Origin of the sequence: Allobosea sp., assembly GCF_048595345.1 — a bacterium.
GTDB lineage: Bacteria > Pseudomonadota > Alphaproteobacteria > Rhizobiales > Beijerinckiaceae > Allobosea.
In genome coordinates this window covers 17,119-35,733 of the sequence record NZ_JBMDWH010000054.1, presented here as the reverse complement: position 1 = coordinate 35,733, position 18,615 = coordinate 17,119, and the positions used below count along the sequence as shown (strand labels likewise).

The 18,615-nt window shown below is 67.5% G+C and carries 20 protein-coding genes; 11 read left to right on the top strand and 9 right to left on the bottom strand.

All coding sequences use genetic code 11. The features are described from left to right. A partial coding sequence (locus ACOJTB_RS06035) for an aminotransferase class IV (protein WP_420101614.1) occupies positions 1 to 591 on the bottom strand: 591 nt, incomplete at its 3' end. 185 nt (positions 592 to 776) lie between these two features. On the opposite strand from ACOJTB_RS06035, the gene ACOJTB_RS06030 reads away from it, so the two are divergent. The 3 genes from ACOJTB_RS06030 (at position 777) to ACOJTB_RS06020 (ending at position 3,550) form a co-directional block, all read left to right on the top strand. After that, positions 777 to 1,268, top strand: a complete 492-nt coding sequence (locus tag ACOJTB_RS06030) for a MarR family winged helix-turn-helix transcriptional regulator (protein WP_420101613.1) — start codon at positions 777 to 779, stop codon at positions 1,266 to 1,268. A 102-nt stretch (positions 1,269 to 1,370) separates the two neighbouring features. Continuing rightward, positions 1,371 to 2,114 (top strand): response regulator, encoded by a 744-nt coding sequence (locus tag ACOJTB_RS06025; protein ID WP_420101612.1) that lies wholly within the window; start codon positions 1,371 to 1,373, stop codon positions 2,112 to 2,114. Between the two features lie 47 nt (positions 2,115 to 2,161). Then, entirely contained in the window at positions 2,162 to 3,550 is a 1,389-nt protein-coding gene (locus tag ACOJTB_RS06020; protein ID WP_420101616.1) for an ATP-binding protein, read from the top strand. Here the strand turns inward: ACOJTB_RS06020 and ACOJTB_RS06015 are convergent. Further along, positions 3,539 to 4,753: a sensor histidine kinase gene (locus tag ACOJTB_RS06015; protein WP_420101611.1), complete on the bottom strand. Its 1,215-nt coding sequence runs from the start codon at positions 4,751 to 4,753 to the stop codon at positions 3,539 to 3,541. The two genes, ACOJTB_RS06020 and ACOJTB_RS06015, sit on opposite strands and share 12 nt — an antisense overlap. Positions 4,754 to 4,949: 196 nt before the next feature. On the opposite strand from ACOJTB_RS06015, the gene ACOJTB_RS06010 reads away from it, so the two are divergent. Beyond that, positions 4,950 to 5,570 carry a hypothetical protein gene (locus tag ACOJTB_RS06010; protein WP_420101610.1) on the top strand — a complete coding sequence of 207 codons (621 nt, stop codon included), beginning with the start codon at positions 4,950 to 4,952 and terminating at the stop codon, positions 5,568 to 5,570. Positions 5,571 to 5,710: 140 nt separating this feature from the next. On the opposite strand, the gene ACOJTB_RS06005 is transcribed toward ACOJTB_RS06010, so the two are convergent. The 6 genes from ACOJTB_RS06005 to ACOJTB_RS05980 all read right to left on the bottom strand — a co-directional run bounded on the left by ACOJTB_RS06005 (position 5,711) and on the right by ACOJTB_RS05980 (position 11,075). Further along, positions 5,711 to 6,079 carry a tRNA-binding protein gene (locus ACOJTB_RS06005; RefSeq protein WP_420101609.1) on the bottom strand — a complete coding sequence of 123 codons (369 nt, stop codon included), beginning with the start codon at positions 6,077 to 6,079 and terminating at the stop codon, positions 5,711 to 5,713. Beyond that, positions 6,076 to 8,058, bottom strand: coding sequence for a methyl-accepting chemotaxis protein (locus tag ACOJTB_RS06000; protein ID WP_420101608.1), 1,983 nt, complete (start codon positions 8,056 to 8,058; stop codon positions 6,076 to 6,078). Before ACOJTB_RS06000 ends, ACOJTB_RS06005 begins: the two co-directional genes overlap by 4 nt. Positions 8,059 to 8,154: 96 nt before the next feature. Further along, on the bottom strand, positions 8,155 to 8,913 hold the full coding sequence (locus tag ACOJTB_RS05995; protein WP_420101607.1) for a TetR/AcrR family transcriptional regulator: 759 nt from the start codon (positions 8,911 to 8,913) through the stop codon (positions 8,155 to 8,157). Positions 8,914 to 8,981: 68 nt separating this feature from the next. Continuing rightward, positions 8,982 to 9,803: a pyrroline-5-carboxylate reductase gene (gene proC, locus ACOJTB_RS05990; RefSeq protein ID WP_420101606.1), complete on the bottom strand. Its 822-nt coding sequence runs from the start codon at positions 9,801 to 9,803 to the stop codon at positions 8,982 to 8,984. A 103-nt stretch (positions 9,804 to 9,906) separates the two neighbouring features. After that, positions 9,907 to 10,413: a type III secretion system chaperone family protein gene (locus tag ACOJTB_RS05985; RefSeq protein ID WP_420101605.1), complete on the bottom strand. Its 507-nt coding sequence runs from the start codon at positions 10,411 to 10,413 to the stop codon at positions 9,907 to 9,909. A gap of 407 nt (positions 10,414 to 10,820) precedes the next feature. Continuing rightward, positions 10,821 to 11,075 carry an accessory factor UbiK family protein gene (locus tag ACOJTB_RS05980; protein WP_420101604.1) on the bottom strand — a complete coding sequence of 85 codons (255 nt, stop codon included), beginning with the start codon at positions 11,073 to 11,075 and terminating at the stop codon, positions 10,821 to 10,823. 209 nt (positions 11,076 to 11,284) lie between these two features. Between ACOJTB_RS05980 and ACOJTB_RS05975 the strand changes: the two genes are divergently transcribed. The 7 genes from ACOJTB_RS05975 (at position 11,285) to pth (ending at position 17,851) form a co-directional block, all read left to right on the top strand. Then, complete coding sequence (locus ACOJTB_RS05975) at positions 11,285 to 11,854, top strand: hypothetical protein (protein WP_420101603.1); 570 nt, start codon at positions 11,285 to 11,287, stop codon at positions 11,852 to 11,854. A 174-nt stretch (positions 11,855 to 12,028) separates the two neighbouring features. Continuing rightward, complete coding sequence (locus tag ACOJTB_RS05970) at positions 12,029 to 12,973, top strand: ribose-phosphate pyrophosphokinase (RefSeq protein ID WP_420101602.1); 945 nt, start codon at positions 12,029 to 12,031, stop codon at positions 12,971 to 12,973. 156 nt (positions 12,974 to 13,129) lie between these two features. After that, the gene (gene queC / locus ACOJTB_RS05965; protein WP_420101601.1) at positions 13,130 to 13,855 is read left to right on the top strand and encodes a 7-cyano-7-deazaguanine synthase QueC; all 726 of its coding nucleotides are present in this window, start codon (positions 13,130 to 13,132) and stop codon (positions 13,853 to 13,855) included. Next, positions 13,845 to 14,408 carry a VUT family protein gene (locus ACOJTB_RS05960; RefSeq protein ID WP_420101600.1) on the top strand — a complete coding sequence of 188 codons (564 nt, stop codon included), beginning with the start codon at positions 13,845 to 13,847 and terminating at the stop codon, positions 14,406 to 14,408. The genes queC and ACOJTB_RS05960 overlap by 11 nt, the downstream gene beginning before the upstream one ends. A 105-nt stretch (positions 14,409 to 14,513) precedes the next feature. Next, positions 14,514 to 16,400 carry a putative bifunctional diguanylate cyclase/phosphodiesterase gene (locus ACOJTB_RS05955; protein ID WP_420101599.1) on the top strand — a complete coding sequence of 629 codons (1,887 nt, stop codon included), beginning with the start codon at positions 14,514 to 14,516 and terminating at the stop codon, positions 16,398 to 16,400. Positions 16,401 to 16,531: 131 nt separating this feature from the next. Continuing rightward, positions 16,532 to 17,158 (top strand): 50S ribosomal protein L25/general stress protein Ctc, encoded by a 627-nt coding sequence (locus ACOJTB_RS05950; RefSeq protein WP_420101598.1) that lies wholly within the window; start codon positions 16,532 to 16,534, stop codon positions 17,156 to 17,158. A gap of 78 nt (positions 17,159 to 17,236) precedes the next feature. After that, complete coding sequence (pth, locus tag ACOJTB_RS05945) at positions 17,237 to 17,851, top strand: aminoacyl-tRNA hydrolase (protein WP_420101597.1); 615 nt, start codon at positions 17,237 to 17,239, stop codon at positions 17,849 to 17,851. A 33-nt stretch (positions 17,852 to 17,884) separates the two neighbouring features. Here the strand turns inward: pth and ACOJTB_RS05940 are convergent, their stop codons facing one another. Next, positions 17,885 to 18,493 carry a hypothetical protein gene (locus tag ACOJTB_RS05940; protein ID WP_420101596.1) on the bottom strand — a complete coding sequence of 203 codons (609 nt, stop codon included), beginning with the start codon at positions 18,491 to 18,493 and terminating at the stop codon, positions 17,885 to 17,887. Positions 18,494 to 18,615 lie beyond the last annotated feature (122 nt).

Genomic DNA, 18,615 nt, shown 5'->3' with positions numbered 1-18,615 from the left:
GGCGCCGGTGCATTCGGCGACATTGCCTTCCCAGTCCAGCATCATCGCGTCGGCATAGCCGCCGCGCTCCGCCTTGTGCTTGGAGAGCGAGCAGATCATGTAGAGCCCCGCCGCCTTCGCATGGACCGGCGCGCAGGCCGGATCGGGCCGGCGATAGGTCGCGACGTCGAGGCGGATGCCCTTCAGTTTGGCGGCCATGTCGAACATGCTCGGCCACTCCCAGACCGCGATGGCGGTGTGGATCGTGTTGTTCATGCCCGAAACCGCCATCATCTCCGAACCGCGCCAGGCGACCGGGCGCAGATAGGCGTCCTTCAGCCCGTTTTCCTTGAGGCAGAGATATTTCGCCTGGTCGAGCTCCGCGACCGAATAGGGGATCGTGAAATCCATGATCTCGGCCGAGGCGTGGAAGCGCTGCGAGTGCTCGGTGCACTTGTAGATCACGCCGTCATAGGCGCGCTCGCCCTCGAACACGCAGGAGCCGTAATGCAGGCCATGGGTCAGTACGTGGACCTTGGCGTCCTTCCACGGCACGAGCTTGCCGTCGAACCAGATGACGCCGTCGCGCTGGTCGAAAGGAATGACTGACATGGACTTGTCTCCTGGATGCCCCGTCGGCCCGGAACGCCCAGCGGGACCTCCGGAAACACGGGCATGGGTCGAAAACTGCGCTGGATGGAAAGGGATTGAAACTTTCGTTCGCTCAGTGCGCTTGACCGGTAATCTTCCGTCTGAGATATGTCAACAACCTTGACCTAATTTTTTGGAGCGGCAATGTGGTCGAAGCCCTGACGCGATCCGTACCGGCGGAGCCGGACGGCCCGGTACCTTTCGACCTGATCGAGCTGCTGTTCTTCGCCTATCGCGATTTCGTCGGCGATCCGGACCGCATTCTGGCTGATTACGGCTTCGGCCGCGCCCATCACCGCGTGCTGCATTTCGTCCAGCGCCGGCCGGGGCTGACCATCGCGGAGTTGCTGGACATCCTGCAGATCACCAAGCAGAGCCTCAACCGCGTGCTGAAGGAGTTGGTGGAGAAGGGCTATATCGAGCAGCGCACCGGCCGGCAGGACAAGCGCCAGCGCCATCTGCACACCACCCCGGCGGGGCAGGATCTGGCGCTGCGGCTGGTGCAATTGCAGTCCAAGCGCATCCGGCGCGCGCTCGACGCGGTGGGCCCGGAAGCCGCCGACACCGTGGCGCGCTATCTCGCGGCGCTGATCGACCCCGCCGAGCGCCCCAAGGTCCAGGGTCTGCTGGCCAGTTGATCGCGGGCCGTCATCGTGAGGAGCGTCGCGCCTGTGACCCTCTCCTCCCCTTGTGCTAGACCCGGAGGCACCGCGCCGCCGGGCGCTCCGGAAACCGCCTGGATGAGCTTCACCGAGACCGCCGCCAAGCCGCCCCGCAAGATCCTGCCGGACGAAGCCCCGCATGTGCTGGTGGTCGATGACGACCGGCGCCTGCGCGAATTGCTGGCCCGGTTCCTCGGCGACAACGGCTACCGCGTCACCACCGCAGCCAATGCGGCCGAGGCCGATCTGCGCCTTGTCACCCTCGTCTTTGATGCGATCGTGCTCGATGTGATGATGCCCGGCGAGAACGGCTTCGATTTCGCCCGGCGCTTCCGCGGCGGCTCCTCCGTGCCGATCCTGATGCTCACAGCCCGCGCCGACGGGCGGGACCGGATCAACGGCCTCGAGATCGGCGTCGACGACTATCTCGCCAAGCCCTTTGAGCCGCGCGAACTGCTGCTGCGGCTCGGCAACATCCTCAAGCGCACGATCGTGGTCGATGCGCCGCAATCCTCCACGCGGCCGGAATTCGTGCGCTTCGGCCCCTTCATCTACGGGCTTTCGCGCGGCGACCTGCGCAAAGGCGAGGAGACCATCCGCCTCACCGAGCGCGAGCGCGAGATCCTGACCCTGCTGGCCGAGCGCGCCGGCGAGGTGGTGCCTCGCGAGGAGCTGGCCGCGCAAGGCTCGGCCGCCAATGACCGCACCGTCGACGTGCAGATGAACCGGCTGCGCCGCAAGATCGAGCCCGACCAAACCGACCCGCTCTATCTTCAGACCGTTCGCGGCGTCGGCTACCGGCTGATGACGGACCGCCCGTGAGCGCAGCGCGCCGCCATGGCGTGGCCCTGCGGCAAGGCGCGCGGCGGCTGGCCGGAGCCCTCGCTGGACTCGCCCATGAGGCCAATGCCCGGCTCAAGCCGGCTCTGCGCCGCGTCGGCCAGCCGCTCAACCTCGTCGCGCGGTACATGCCCAAGGGGCTCTATCCCCGTGCGCTGGTGATCGTGATCGCGCCGGTGGTGATCCTGCAATCGGTGATCGCCTATGTCTTCATGGAGCGCCATTGGCAGACCGTTACGCAGCGCCTCTCGGCCGCAGTCTCGGCCGATATCGCCATGCTCATCGACGTCTATGAAAGCTATCCCCAGGACCCGGACCTCAACACGCTCTCGCGCATAGCCGCCGAGCGGCTGGGCATGGATGTCGACATCATCCCCGATTCCGACCTGCCGGCACCGGGGCCCCGCCCCTTCTTCTCGCTGCTCGACAGCGCCCTCTCGACCGAGCTCAGCCAGCAGGTGGCCCGCCCGTTCTGGCTCGACACGGTCGGCCGCTCCAGCCTGATCGAGATCCGCATCAAGCTGGGCAAGGACGTGATGCGCATCCTGACACGGCGCAACGCGGCCTATGCCTCGAACAGCCATATCTTCCTGGTCTGGATGATCGGCACCTCGCTGATCCTCTTGACCATCGCCGTGCTGTTCCTGCGCAACCAGATCCGCCCCATTCTGAAGCTGGCCGATGCGGCCGAGGCCTTCGGCAAGGGCCGCGACGCAGAATTTCGCCCGCGCGGCGCCCGGGAGGTTCGGCGCGCCGGCAACGCCTTCATCGAGATGAAGCGCCGCGTCGAGCGCGCCATCGGCGAGCGCACGACGATGCTGAACGGCGTCAGCCACGATCTGCGCACCATCCTCACCCGTTTCAAGCTCTCGCTCGCTTTGATGGAGCGCTCCTCCGAGATCGACGCCCTCGAAAAGGACATCGACGAGATGAGCCGCATGCTGGAGGATTATCTCGCCTTCGCGCGCGGCGATGCCGGGGAGACGGCGGTCGAGACCGATATCCGCGCCCTGCTGGAAGAGCTGAAGGCCGATGCCGAGCGCCAGGGCCACCAGACGGAACTCACCGTGGTGGGCGACCCGCTGGTCGTCATCCGGCCGGACGCCTTCCGGCGCCTGCTGACCAACCTCGTCTCCAACGCCGCCCGCTATGGCGACCGCATCGCCATCCGCGCGACGCATGATGCGCGCTACCTGATCGTGATGGTCGAGGATGACGGGCCTGGCATTCCCGCCGAGCAGCGCGAGGAGGTGTTCCGCCCCTTCTTCCGCTTGGACGAGGCGCGCAATGTCGATGGCGGCGGCACGGGGCTCGGCCTCGCCATCGCCCGCGACATCGCCCGCGCCCATGGAGGCGACATCATCCTGGCGGATTCGGAGCTGGGGGGATTGCGGGCGACGGTGAGGCTACCGGTTTGACGCCTCGTCCTTCGGTTTGTGTCGCGGGAAGGCCAGCGAGAACCGGCAGCCCTGCGCCAGGTTCTCCGCCCGCAACTGCCCTTGCAGCTGTCCGGCGAGACTGGTGATGACGCGGATGCCGAAGCTCTTGCGCGCGGCGGCGAGGTCGAAATCGGCCGGCAGGCCGCGCCCGTCATCTTCGACGACGAGCCGCAACTCCTCCTCTCCGGCCTGAAGCGCGACCACGACTTTCCCCGGCCCGCCCGGCTCGAAGGCGTATTTCACCGCATTGGTCACCAGCTCATTGACCATCAGCCCGATCGGAATGGCGAAATCGGCGTCGATGACCACATCGTCGGCCGAGCAATCGATCGTCACCCCATCGACCGAGCGGCCGAGAGACTTGCACAACTCGCGCAGGAACTCGCCGATATTCACCTCGCCGATGCGCTCGCCCTGCCAGAGATGGTTGTGGACATGCGCGATCGTCAGCACGCGATGCTCGGCATCATGCAGCAGCGTCTTCGCCGCCGGATCGGCGACACTGTTGGCGTTGATGCGCAAGAGGCCGCTGACCACGCCGAGGCTGTTTTTGATGCGGTGGCTCATCTCGCGCATCAGCATCCCCTGCCGGTCCAGCGCCTTCTGAAGCTTTGCATCCGAGCGATTGCGCTCAATCGCGGCGCCCAGGATACGCGCACAGCCATTGAGGAAGACGACATCGTCTTCGTCGAAATCGCCCGGATCGGAACTGTCGACCTCCAGCACGCCGAAGGGTCCGTCATCCTTCCCGCCGAGATCGATCAGGACATTCACGGCGCGCCGAATGCGATAGGCTGCGAGCAACGCCGGCGTGCGGAACCGCGTCTCCTGCGTCAGATGGTTGGAGAGAACCGGCTGCCCGGTCTGAAAGGCGAAGCCGGCGGGCGATTCCAGATCGGCGCCCAGCGTGGCATGGCCGATCTCCTCGGGGCGCCAGCCCACCCCCGCCCGCATCAGCAGGACGCGGGGGCCATGCAGAAACTCCAGCGCCTTGCAGAACGGCGCGTCGAGCCCCTCGGCACAGAGCTCGGTCGCGCGCTGCAGAAGGCCCGGAAGATCGCCCTCCCGCAGCGCCATGCGGCCGAATTCGGCCAGCAGCCGCTGCTGTTTCAGCCGATAGGCCAACTCATCGCGCCGCACGGGCTCATCCGGCACACCCGCCGGGGTCTCTTCGATCTGCAAGCCCGATGCCTCCGCGCGTCACGGCGCGGCGCATATGGGTGAGGCGACGCGGTTTGTCCAGCTTGAGCGCCGCTCTGCATCCAATAAGAGTATTCTATCATAAATACTCGTAATAATTGTGTTCATGCTGACGTCGCGCTAGGCTCGGTCGCGGAACTGGGGTGGGGAGCGGCATATGCGGTGGTTTCGGGCTGCCTTGTTCATCATGGTGGTGGGCCTGCTATTCGGCCGGGAAGCCCGGGCCGAGACATGGCAATGGAGCACCGATCCGAAACCATCCTATCTCGGCCTTTGCCCGACGAACGACGCGACGAGGAAGCGTGATCGCATTTGCAGCGCTTATATCTCCGCCTCCTTCAAGCAGGAGGCGATGCCGGAACAGGCACTCTTCCTGCGCGAGCGGCTGATCGCCCTGATCGAAAACTACGATCGCTCGGCGAACTGGGCCTATGACTGGTACCATCGGCTGGTTGCTGCAGCACTGGTAATCGCCGCGATCAGCGCTGTGTGGACTTGGTGGCGCGGTACCGATGTGCAGAGGATCGCCGTCTTCGGCGGGATCCTGGCCGTGATCATCGCGGCATTGACGGCGTTCGGCTACAATACGCAATTCAAGGCTCATTTCGCCGCATCGCGCAATCTGACGGTGGTCAAGGATCAGATCGAGCTAGCGCTGATCGGCGCTGCTCGCGAAAATCGGCCGATCGAGACAGCCACGGTCGCAGCTTGGAACGACAGCTACCAGAAGATCGTCGCCAAGCATGTCGAGGATTTCGGCGGCGCGTTCACGCCTCCGGTGGCTTTGCTGGGCCAGTAAAGGCCGCTCGCCGAGCCTCGAGCGCGCCCCTTCTTCGACGCCGGGAGCCCAGATCGCCGGTCACGGCACGTCGGCATGACGCGGCGCGCCGAGGTCATGCCTCATGAGGATGCGCGATGCGCCTTCGGGATGCGCTTTGTCTAGAACAGCCGCCCGCCATCCGGCACGGCCTGCCCCGGCCCGATCAGCACGACCTCGCCATCGGCATCCGGCACCCCCAAAGTCAGCACCTCCGAGCGGAACTTGCCGATCTGACGCGGAGGAAAGTTCACCACCGCGAGCACCTGGCGCCCGACCAGCTCTTCCGGCCGGTAGTGCTTCGTGATCTGCGCGGAGGATGATTTGCGGCCGATCGGCTCGCCGAAGTCGATCACGAGCTTGATCGCCGGCTTGCGCGCCTCGGGATAAGGCTGAGCCTCGACGATGGTGCCGACGCGGATATCGACCTTCAGGAAATCGTCGTAGGCGATCGGCGCGGCGGCCGCTGCGGAGGGGGCCGGTCCGCTCAAAACTCGGCCCAGCCGCTGTCTCGGGAGTTGACGGCCGCTTTGCGCATCGGAGCCGCGACCTCGACCCGAGCGGGAGCCGGCTTCGCCGCGGCCGGGCGGGGCGCGGGCGCGGCTGCGGCCTGCATCGTTTTCGCCATGGCCTTGAGCCCCACGATATCGCCGCCGACCTGAAAGCGCGCAACCAGCGCCGCGAGCCGATCGGCTTCCTGCGACAGGGCGTGGGCCGCGGCCGTGGACTGCTCGGCCATTGCCGCGTTCTGCTGGGTCGCCTGATCCATGTCGGCCACGGCCGCATTGACCTGCTGGAGGCCCGAGGCCTGTTCCTGGGCCGCGCTGGCGATTTCCGCGACGAGCCCGGTCGCGCGTTCGATCTCCGCGGCCATGCGCTGAAGGGCCCCGCCGGTCTGTCCGACGAGCTGCACGCCCTTCTCGACCTCGACGGTCGAACTCTCGATCAGCGTCTTGATCTCCTTGGCGGCGGAGGCCGAGCGCTGGGCCAGAGCGCGCACCTCGGAGGCGACGACCGCGAAGCCCTTGCCGGCATCGCCCGCACGGGCCGCCTCGACGCTGGCGTTCAGCGCCAGGAGATTGGTCTGGAAGGCGATCTCGTCGATCACCACGACGATCTGGGAGATTTCCGAGGCCGATTTCTCGATGCCGCCCATGGCGGTCACCGCGTCGCGCACGATGCGGGTGGACTGGTCGGCCTCCGCCTTCACCTGCGTCGTCGCTTGATTGGCGAGGCGGGCGCTTTCGGCGGTTTGGCGCACGGTGGCGGTGATCTCGTCGAGCGCCGTCGCGGTCTCCTCGACCGAGGCGGCCTGCTGCTCGGTGCGGCTCGCCAGATCGTCCGCCGCCTGGCTGATTTCGGTCGAGCCCGACTTCATGCTTTCGGTGTTGGTCGCGATCTGCCGCATCGCATCCTGCAGCTTGGCGATGGCGGCGTTGAAATCGTCCTTCAGCTTGGCGTACTCGGCCGTGAAGCGCTCCTCGATGCGATAGGTCAGGTCGCCATCGGAAAGGCGCTCGAGCCCGATCCCGAGCGCGTTCACCACGTCGGCCTGGATGCGGCTGTGCTCGGCCCGCTCGGCATCGCTGCGGCGGCGCTGGCCCTCGGCGGCGTCGCGATGGCCGGCCGCCTCCTGTTCCATGCGCGCCTTCTCGACCTCCATCGCCTTCTTCGCCAGACCAGCGTCACGGAAGACGACCAGCGCCCGCGCCATCGCACCGATCTCGTCCGCCCGGTCCTGATGCGTGATCTGCGTGTCGAACTTGCCGGCGGCGAGAGCGGCCATCGAGGCGGTGGTGGTCCGCAGCATCGCGGAGGCGCGGCGGCTGAGCACCGTCACCAGCGCGATCATCAGAAGGCCGAGCGGCACCAGCACCTTCGCGACGCCGGCGAGCATGGCGGTGAACTTGGCATCGACGTCGTGCACGTGCAGGCCGGTGCCGACAGCCCAGTTCCAGTCCGGAATGCCGCTGACGAAGGCGATCTTACGCGTCGCGTTCTGGTCGCCCGGCTTGACCCAGAGGAAGTCGAAGAAGCCGCCGGGGCCGCCCGCCTTCGCGATGGCGATCAATTCCTGCACGAGCAGCTTGCCGCTGGGGTCCTTGAGGCCGGAAAGATCCTTGCCGACCATGTCAGCCCGCGGATGGGTGACGCTCACGCCGTCGAACGTATAGACGAAGTAGTAGTTGCCATCGTCGAAGCGCGCGCCGGCCACGGCGGCGATCGCCTGCGTCTGGGCCTCGGCCCGGGTCATCTCCCCACGGCCAGCGCGGGCGCGGTAGGATTCGATGGTCGTGCGCGCGATTTCGGTGGCGTGCTGCACCTCCTGGCGCTTCAGCTCGATCATCTCGTCGCGCGCCTGCAGCAGCGTGAAGCCCAGACTCGCGACCGCGATGACGATCGAAAGACCCGCGATCAGCGCGAAGGAGCGGCTGATCGAGAGATTGAAGAGCGCTCGAAACATGGACATCCGGGGAACCCGAGAGGTTAAATTCCTCTCAGCATCGCCTCGATTGTCTAAGCTTCGCTTAACGCTAACGAAATTTTACCCGGCATGCCGAGGCCGTCAGATCGCCGGAACGTAATCCTGCGGCTCGTCGCCGCTGCGCATCGTCTCCGCCCGCTCCCGGCGCCGCGCCCGCACCGGCCGGCCGGAGCAGAATGCCCGCGCCAGGCCTCGCAGCGGCGCCGTCAGCCGGTGGACGTCCTCGACCCGCCCCATGATCCGCCCCGCCGTCTTCAGTTCCCCGTCGAGCCGGGCCATGGTGCGCGACAGCTCCGGCTCGTCATCCTCGAGCCAGACCTCGCAGACGCGCGCCATCAGCAGCACCGCTCCCTGAACGCGCAGGTTGCCCAGCGCATCCTCGGTCGGGATGCCGGCGGAGGCGAGCATGTAGCGCCAGGAATTCACCGCGCCCTTGTTCAGCGCCGCCAGAGCGAGGGGGTCGCGCCGGATCACCGGGGCGATGCGGCGCAGCCCGGCCTTGTAGGGCGCCATCGCATCGAGACGGCGCATCACGAGATCGAACAGGCGTTCGCGGATCGGCTCGCCGGCGAGATCGTCACCGCTCTCGGCCAGGACCGCCTCATCGACGATGCGGGTGACGCCGCCCAGCATGGCGAGCTTCGACGGGAAGAGGTTGCGCAGCTCCGCCAGCGACAGGCCGGCTTCGGCCGCGATGTCGGGCAGCTCGATCGCATCCCAGGGCCGGATCGCGGCCAGGCGCATCAGCGCATCGACGGCCCGGCGGCGCGGATCGAGCGGCTTGCCGCCGGCGGTCGGTTCGTCGCTGGCGGGGGTGGCGGAAACGGGCGTGCTGCTCATCGGACGGCTCCTCGCGCTTCGCTGCATCGCCTCAAGCTAGGAGCCATCGATGGCGGAGAAAAGGCCGATCAGCCCGACAACTCCCCGGCGCGACGTTTGGCAGCAGCCACGGCCCGCTGCATCAGCGGCGCCAGCCCGTCCGTGGCCATCAGGACTTCGAGCGCCGCCGCGGTGGTGCCGCCCGGCGAGGTGACGTTCTGCCTCAATGTGGCCGGCGGCAGCGGCGACTGGAACAGCAATTCGCCCGCGCCCTCGATCGTCGCCCGCGCCAGCCGCTCGGCGACATCGGCCGGCAATCCCGCCTCGGTCCCGGCCTTGGCCAGGCACTCGACCAGATGGAAGACATAGGCCGGTCCGGAGCCGGACACCGCCGTCACCGCGTCGATCAGCGCCTCGTCATCGAGCCACTCGACCTTGCCGATGGCTGAAAGAAGCGCGTCGGCCGTGGCCCGCTGCGCGGCGCTGACACCCTTGCCGGGCGCCGCCGCGGTCGCGCCGCGCTGCACGGAAGCGGGAAGGTTCGGCATGGCGCGAATGATCGCGCCCGCATTCGGCAGGCGCGTCGACAGGTCGCCGAGCGTCTTGCCGGCGAGGATCGAGATGAGCAGCGTCTTGGGATGGATGAAGGCCTGAACCGCGGGAGCGGCGGTATCCAGCATCTGCGGCTTGGTCGCCAGCACCACGACCTCCGCAGGCGCGATCTCCTTCGCGGAGGGGTTCAGCAGCATGCCCTTCGCGGCCGCGAGATCGACCATCTCGTCGGAAGGCTTCGGGTCGATGAGGCTGATACCCTTGGGATCGATGCCGATGCGCAGCCAGCCCTCGAGCATCGCGCCGCCCATCTTGCCGGCGCCGATGAGGACGAGCGATTGCGGAAGGCTGGCGGACATGGCGAGGCTCGCGGGCTGAGACGGTCTGCGGGGCCGATGACGGCGCCCCTGCGCGGAGCAGACCCCGCCCGGTCGGCCGGGTCAAGGGCGCCGGCGCAGGCGCTCAGGCCTCGCCCATCGTCTCCAGCATCGCGCCTTCCAGCCCGTCCTTGGCGTTCTTGCCGGCCCAGACCACGAACTGGAACGCCTGATAATAGCGCTCGCAGGCGTCGATCGCGGCCTTGATCAGCGCCACCGCCTGTTCCTCGGTGGGCTCGGCCCCGCCCGAGAGCAGCATGCCGTGGCGATACATCACCACGCTCTCGCTGCTCCACAGATCGAAATGGCCGAGCCAGAGCTGCTCGTTGACGAGGCTGACCAGCTGCAGCACCTCGCCGCGGCGCCGCTCCGGCACCTTCAGGTCGAAGGCGCAGGCGACATGCAGCGCCTCCACTTCGGCGAGCCAGGTGATCGCGACGTGATAATCCGACCAGCCGCCCGTGACGGATACCGACAGCTCGTCCTCGCTGTCGCGGTCGAAGCTCCAGTCGTTGAAGGCGGCGAGACGTTCGAAAAGGTCGAGAGGGTTGCCGGGCCGTTCGAGATCGGCATCCAGGTCGAGGTCCATCATGCCCTAGGTCCACCTCCGGGCAGGGGCGCCCGGCGCGTTCGAGAAGAGGAACACGGCGACAGGAAACGGAAGGAACGCAACACACTTCCGGGGCGCTCCGAGAAGGCCCGCGAGCTCGCGCGGCGGCATGAATCCGCCAGACGAATCAAGTCTTTCCAACGACGATAGCGCAGGCGCTGTGACGCTCCCAACACGGCGCCGAAGCTCCCCGGATTCGGGGGCGCCGCTCAATCCCTCACGGCTGCTGTCCACAGCACATGGCTGTGGACGGAGGTGGCGGGGGGCCGGGGCCGAAAAAAGCCCCCGTCCCGTCGGCTGCCCTGACGGGCTCGCCGAAGACGAGGGCTTTGATGAACCGGCAGGGTCGCGGCAGGCGAAAGACCCTGAGCCCAGCGCCGAAGAGCGCCTCAGGCCTTGGGCAGCTTCGCTTCCAGCTCGGCGAGGCGCGCGGCGAGCCTGTCGTTCTCCTCGCGGGCGATCAGCGCCATCTCGCGGACGGCCTCGAACTCCTCGCGGCTGACCACGTCGAGCTCGCGCAGCAGCTTCTCGATCTGCGTCTTGACCACGGTCTCGACCTCGCGGCGCACGCCCTGGGCGGCGCCGGCGGCATCGGTGGCCAGCCGCGCGATATCGTCGAGAAAGCGGTTGCTGCTGCCGACCATGATCCAAACTCCCGCAAGGCGCGTGGCCCCGGCCGGGCCCTTCGCGTCGATCCGGCGTCTATATGGGAGAAGCAGGCTCTCTCCGCAATCGAAAGCGGGCTGCAGCCCTTGTCGCTGCGACGATCTGGACCGCGGGGCCGAACGGCCCTAGAAGGTCGAAGCACAGGGAAGTCTCGAAGCGATCCACAGCCCAAAGGGCGGGAGGCGTCATGATCAACCGTTTGAGCGGCCTCGTTCTGGGGCCGGCCGTCGCGCTGGCGCTCGCCGGCTGCCAGGAAACCACCCAGACCGCCCAGCGCCCGCGCGTCGATGCGCCTGGCGTTCCGGTGTCCGTCCAGAGCATTTCCGGCGCGCCGGACGATGTGACCACGAGCTTCGCCGGCCTGCTCGGCGAGGCCGCGGCCGAGCGGAAAATGGAGATCGTCCCCGGCGACAAGCCGGCGCGCTTCAGGGTGAAGGGCTACCTCACCGCCCAGCCGACCGAGGATGGGCAGACCGCCCTCGCCTTCGTCTGGGACGTCTATGATTCCACCCGCCAGCGTGCCCAGCGTGTCCAGGGCGAAAGCATCGGCAAGCGCAGCGCCGGATCCGACCCCTGGACCGGCATCGACCGCACCGTGGTGGCGAAGGCGGCCTCGGAATCGATGGACGCGATCGCCGGCTTCCTCGTCACGATGCCGGAGGCCGAGACCACGACCGACAAGGCCGGCAAGGCCGGGGCCGACGGAGCCAAGGCCAGGACCGCGACCGCGACGGGCGGCGACCGCAAGCGCCTCTGACGACCCGCGCCGGGCGACCGAGGCGCGACGGGCGGCCATCGCCGCCCGTGTCACATGTTTTACATGCCCGTATTGCAGCGCAGCGGTCGACTCCCCGCCGATGCGCTGTTAAGAGGCCACGCAGTCGCGCCGGCCCCCCGGCTTCGCACGCCTTTCGCAACGGTACGCTACGGCATGGCCTCTCATTTCAAAGTCGTCGCCGGCAATTCCAACCGGCCGCTCGCCGAAGCGATCTGCAACCATCTCAGCATTCCGCTCGCCAAGGCCTCCGTCCGGCGCTTCGCCGACATGGAGGTCTTCGTCGAGATTCAGGAGAATGTGCGCGGGCAGGATGTCTTCGTCATCCAGTCCACCTCTTTTCCCACCAACGACCACCTGATGGAGCTGCTGATCGTCACCGACGCGCTGCGCCGCTCCTCGGCCAAGCGCATCACGGCTGTGATCCCCTATTTCGGCTATGCCCGGCAGGACCGGCGCGCCTCCGGCCGCACTCCGATCTCGGCCAAGCTCGTCGCCAACCTGATCACCCATGCCGGCGTCGACCGCGTGCTGACGCTCGACCTGCATGCCGGGCAGATCCAGGGCTTCTTCGACATTCCCACCGACAACCTGTTCGGCGCCCCGCTTATGGCGCGCGACATCAAGGACCGGCTGGAGTGGAGGAACGCGATGGTCGTCTCGCCGGACGTCGGCGGCGTGGTCCGCGCGCGGGCTCTGGCCAAGCGCATCGACGCCCCGCTCGCCATCGTCGACAAGCGGCGCGACCGGCCGGGCGAATCCGAGGTCATGAACATCATCGGCTCCGTCGAGGGCCGCTCCTGCATCCTGATCGACGACATCGTCGATTCCGGCGGCACGCTGGTGAACGCCGCCGAGGCGCTGCTCGCACAGGGCGCCAAGGAGGTCTATGCCTACATCACCCATGGCGTGCTCTCGGGCGGGGCCGTGGCGCGCATCGCCGGCTCCAAACTCAAGGAGCTGGTCATCACCGACTCGATCATGCCGACCGAGGCTGTGAAAGTGGCCCGCAACATCCGCGTCCTCTCCATCGCCCAGCTGATGGGCGAGGCGATCGAGCGCACGGCGAGCGAGACCAGCGTGTCGAGCCTGTTCGATTGAGGATACGTTGACACCCTCAGCCCTCATCCTGAGGAGCCGCGGAACGCGGCGTCTCGAAGGATGGCTCTTGAGGCCCCCGTTTCAACTGGAGCATCCTTCGAGACGCGCCTGCGGCGCTCCTCAGGATGAGGGCTGCGGGCAACCGGAGCATCTCGCATGACCTCCCGCGCGCTCGTCCTCTTTTCCGGCGGCCAGGATTCCACCACCGCCCTCGCCTGGGCGCTGGAGCGCTTCGACGCCGTCGAGACGGTCGGCTTCGATTACGGCCAGCGTCACCGTGTCGAGCTGGAATGCCGTCTTGCGATCCGCGAGAAGCTGCCGCGCCTGTCGTCGCTCTATGCCGAGCGCCTCGGGCCCGATCACCTCGTCGATCTGGCCTCGCTCGGCGCCATCTCCGAGACCGCGCTGACGCGGCAGAGCGAGATCGCCTTTGCCGAGACCGGTCTGCCGACCACCTTCGTGCCCGGCCGCAACCTGATCTTCCTCACCTTCGCGGCGGCGCTGGCCTATCGCCGGGACGCCAGGCACATCGTGCTGGGCGTCTGCGAGACCGATTATTCGGGCTATCCCGACTGTCGCGACGACACGATCAAGGCGATGCAGGTAGCACTGGGGCTCGGCCTCGATAGGCGCCTCGTGCTGCACACCCCGCTGATGTGGCGCGACAAGGCGCAGACCTTCGCGCTGGCTCGGCGGCTCGGTGGCCAGCCCCTGCTCGACCTGGTGATCGCCGACAGCCACAGCTGCTATCTCGGCGACAGGACCACCCGGCATGACTGGGGGCATGGCTGCGGCCATTGCCCGGCATGCGATTTGCGAGCTAAAGGCTTCGCGGCTTTTCTCTCAGCTCCCGACGACAGCGGACCTTCTGATGACTCGTGATCGCCAGCGCATCCTCGAAGGTGCCATCGCACTGGTTCTGTTCGGCCTCACGATCCCGGCCGCCAACTGGATGATCGGCAATGTCGGCACGGTCTGCGTGCCGAACGGCCCCTGCCTCGTGCCGGTCTGGCCCGGCATCGCCGCTCCCAGCGGCGTGCTGATGATCGGCCTGGCGCTGGTGCTGCGCGACATCGTCCAGCGCCGCCTCGGCCCGGCCTTCGGCGTCGCGGCCATCCTGATCGGCACCGCGATCTCGGCGATGATCGCCCCGGCCGCGATCGTGACCGCCTCGGTCAGCGCCTTCCTGCTCTCGGAGCTGGCCGATTTCGCCGTCTACACGCCGCTTCAGCGCAAGCGCTTCGTGACGGCGGTCTTCGCCTCCGGCGTCGTCGGCCTCGTCGTCGACTCGGTCGTCTTCCTGTATCTGGCCTTCGGGAGCCTCGATTTTCTTGCCGGGCAGATCATCGGCAAGATCTGGATGATCCTGCTGGCCTTGCCGCTGATGCATCTGCTGCGCCGCCGCGACGAGAAGCTCGGGCTTGTCGCCGCCTGAGCGCGCTGCGGAAACCCTGCCCCGTCTAGGGTGGATGTCACGCAAGGCCACAATTTGAGATGCCGCGGAAACGAGGAGTTTACGGCCCTCGGGCATAGCTGTCCCATGGTCAGCATTCCCCCTGGGCAGCAGGCCGCCGGCTCGACCGAGCGTCTGCAATCTCTCCAGAACGAAATCCTCGAGGCGATCGCCTATGGCGAGCCGCTGGTTTCGATCGTCGAGCGGCTCTGCCACAGTGTGGAAGCGATCTCGCCCGGGGTCATCTGCTCGGTCGTCACCGTCGATGCCGAGCAGCGGCTGGTGGCTCTGGCCGCCCCGAGCCTTCCCGCGCATTACACGGCGGCGGTCACAGGCTTGCCCGTCGGTCCGCGCGTCGGCTCCTGCGGCACGTCGATCTATCGCGGCGAGCCCGTCTGCGTCACCGATATCGCGACTGATCCGCTCTGGGTCGGGTTCGAGCAGATCGCCCTGCCGATCGGGCTGCGCGCCTGCTGGTCGAGCCCGATCCGCGCCCGCAACGGCCGTGTCATCGGCAGCTTCGCCTTCTACTACCGGCAGGTCCGTGGCCCGGACGAGCTGGAGCAGCGCATCGTCGCCACCTGCGTGCATCTGTGCGCCATCGCGATCGAGCATGAGGAGGTGCGCTCGCGCAGCCACCGCCTCGCTTATTGGGACACGCTGACGGGCCTGCCCAACCGCGTCTCCTTCAACGAGGCGATCATGCGGATGACCGCCGAGCCGCCGCTGCAATTCGGCCTGATGCTGATCGACATCGACCACCTCAAGGCGATCAACGATACCATGGGCCATGCCGCCGGCGATGCATTGATCGCGACCGTCGGAGCCCGGCTGCAGGCGGTGATCGGAGATGCCACCGCGTGCCGTATCGGCGGCGACGAATTCGCCGTGCTGCTGCCGGGCTGCGACCAGGCGAGCCGCATCCGCTCCCTCGCCTGCGCCATCCTGGCGGCTGTCGCCGTCCCGCTCGACCACGAGGGCCACGCCATCGTGCCGAGCGTCACGATCGGCGCGGTGCTGGCGGGCGAGGATGGCGACGATGGCGTCACGCTCCGGCAGAACGCCGATTTCGCCCTCTATCATGCCAAGGAAACCCGCCGCGGCGGCTATGTCCGCTTCAGCAACGGATTGCGCACCTCGATGACGCGCCGCCTGCAGAACCGGCGCGATGTCGACCGCGCGCTGACCGAGGGGCGCATTCTCGCCTATTACCAGCCCGTCATCAGCCTGGAGACGGGCGCCGTCACCGGCGTCGAGGCCCTGGCCCGGATGCGGATGCCCGATGGGCGGATCGCCTCGGCCGGCGAGTTCCAGGAAGCGATGGCGGATCCCAAGATCGCCTATCGCATCACCGGCCAGATGCTCGGCGCGATGGCGGCGGACATGGCGGCATGGGCCCGCGCCGGACTGGACATCAATCATATCGGGCTGAACGTCACCTCGGCCGACTTCAAGAAGGGCGATCTCGTCCAGCGCGTCTTGCGGGCGCTCGACAGGGTCCAGGTCGCTCCCGAGCGTTTCGTCATCGAGATCACCGAGCAGGTCTTCATGGGCGGGCGCAAGGACGGCGTCGCGCGCACCATCGAGCAGCTGCGCAGCCACGGCATCGCCGTCGCGCTCGACGACTTCGGCACGGGCTTCGCGTCGCTGACGCATCTGCTCGAGTTCCCGGTCGACATCATCAAGATCGACCGTTCCTTCGTCGCGGCCGCCACGACCGGCTCGCGCAGCAGTGCGATCGTCGAGGCGATGGTCAATCTCGCCGACAGGCTCGGGATGAGGGTCATCGCCGAGGGGATCGAAACCGCCGATCAGGCGGAATGGCTGAAGGCCATCGGCTGCCATCGCGGCCAGGGCTATCTGTATTCGCAGGCGCTGCCGGCCGGGATGATGGGCGAGCTGTTGCAGCGCCTCGGCCGCAGACCGGCGACGCAGGCCCAGGCCCTGCCCGCCCTGACCGCGAGCGCCGCCTGAACGGGCTTGAGATCGCGGCGCTTTTCGCTTATGAGCGCTGCCAGCGACCGACTGACACCCTTGGAGGCACGGTCGCGGAACGAAACGGCCGCCGCTGAGGCGGCCTTCTCTTTTGAAGTAAGGACATATCCATGACCGCCGTGAAGCAAATCGAGGCTTCGGCGCGCGCACTGGTCGGCAAGGGGGCCGCTCGTGCCGTTCGTCGCCAGGGCCAGACGCCTGCCGTGATCTATGGTGGAAACACCGCCCCCGTCGCCATCGCGCTCGACGCCAACAAGACCCGCCAGCTGATTTTCGGCGGCCATTTCCTCACCACGATCTTCGAGATCGCCGTCGAGGGCAAGAAGGAGCGCGTCATTCCGCGCGACTACCAGCTCGACCCGGTGAAGGATTTCCCGATCCACGTCGATTTCCTGCGCGTCGCCAAGGGCCAGACCGTCACGGTCCAGGTTCCGCTGCATGTCGTCGGCCAGGACGAGTGCCCCGGCGTCAAGGAGGGCGGCGTCGTCTCGATCGTCGAGCACAGCCTCGAGATCACCGTCGAGCCCGAGAAGATCCCGGAGGCCTTCGAGGTCTCGGTGGCCGGCCTCAACATCGGTGACCAGCTCGAAGCCAAGGTCATCAAGCTGCCGGCCGGCGCCAAGCTGACCTTCGGCGACGATGCGACCATCGTCACCATCGCTCCGCCGACCGTCGAGGAAGAGCCCGAGGCCACCGCCGAGGAAGGCGCTGCCGAGGCGGGTGCCGCCAAGGAGTGACCAGCCCCGGCTGGTCCTGTCTGAGAATGCCAGACGGCCGGGTTTTCCCGGCCGTCTTCGTTTGCAGAGGGTCGTGAGATGCTGATCTTCGCCGGTCTCGGCAATCCGGGTGCGCGCTATGCCCGCAACCGCCACAATATCGGCTTCCTGGCGCTGGACGAGATCGCACGCAGCCACCGCGCCTCGCCCTGGCGATCCCGCTTCCAGGCGGAGGCCAGCGAGGCCACCATCGGCGGCGAGAAGATCGTCCTGCTGAAGCCGCAGACCTACATGAACGAATCCGGCCGCTCCATCGGCGAGGCGGCGCGCTTCTTCAAGGTGGCCCCGGCGGATGTGATCGTCTTCCATGACGAACTCGACCTGCCGCCGGCCAAGCTCCGGGTGAAGCTCGGCGGCGGAAATGCCGGGCATAACGGCCTGCGCTCCACCACCGCCGCGATCGGCAACGACTATCGCCGGGTCCGGATGGGAATCGGCCACCCCGGCGCCAAGGAGCTCGTCCACGCCTATGTGTTGAACGATTTCGGCAAGGTCGAGCAGCCCTGGGTCGAGGATCTGTGCTCAGCCTGCGCCGATTTCGCCCCCGCGCTGGCCGCCCATGACGATGCCGGCTTCCAGAACAAGGTGCATCTGTTCATGGAGGCGCGCGGCCATGCCGAGGTGAAGCGTCTGGGCGAGAAGAGCGAAGGCTGACCCTTCGCGCGCCCATGGTCGCCCTGCGACGCATCAATAGGGCAGCTTCGCCCCACCCTTGGCGATCGTGATCCGGCTCGTCCTGTAGCTGCCATCGGCCTCGCGGCTCGCGGTCATCGCGATCTGCGCGCCCGCCTTCAACTCGCTGGTTTCGGCCGTCGCCGCCATCAGGATCGTCGCCTCGGGTCCGATCGTGACCTTCTGCTCGCCGCCGGGATAATTCAGCACGAGCCCTGCGCCATCGACGCGCGAGACCGTCTCGGCCACGGTCGCATTTGTCATGGTCGAGTCCGGCAGCACGCCCCAGGGCCGGTGCCCCTCACCCGTGCCGCGCATCGCTTCGGGGAAGATGAAGACCTGCACGGCAAGCAGCGTCCCGTCCGGTTGCGGCCGGGCGCCGACGCCGACGAAGCTGCCCTTGGCGATGTCGGCCACCTTGCCCGGCACCACGCCGCCGACCGAGAAACCGGGGGCGAGCGCGACCTTCGCCTCCCGCCCCTCGGCCGTCTTGAGCGTCAGCAGCGACCCCTCCACGGTCTCGACCTCCCCGCGCAGGCGGGTGCCGGGGGTCTGGGCTTCCGCCTGCAGGGGAAGAAACGGGAAACTCGACACGAGGATCGCGGCAGCGAGGAGGCGACGCATGAGGCAGGTCCCAGCAAATCAACTCTGCCGGATGCAGCGCTTTCCAAAGCGAGATCGCCATGCACGTTCGCGTGATCGGATCGCCGCTCTTGGCCGTGTCGACACTTGTCTTTACGAACCCC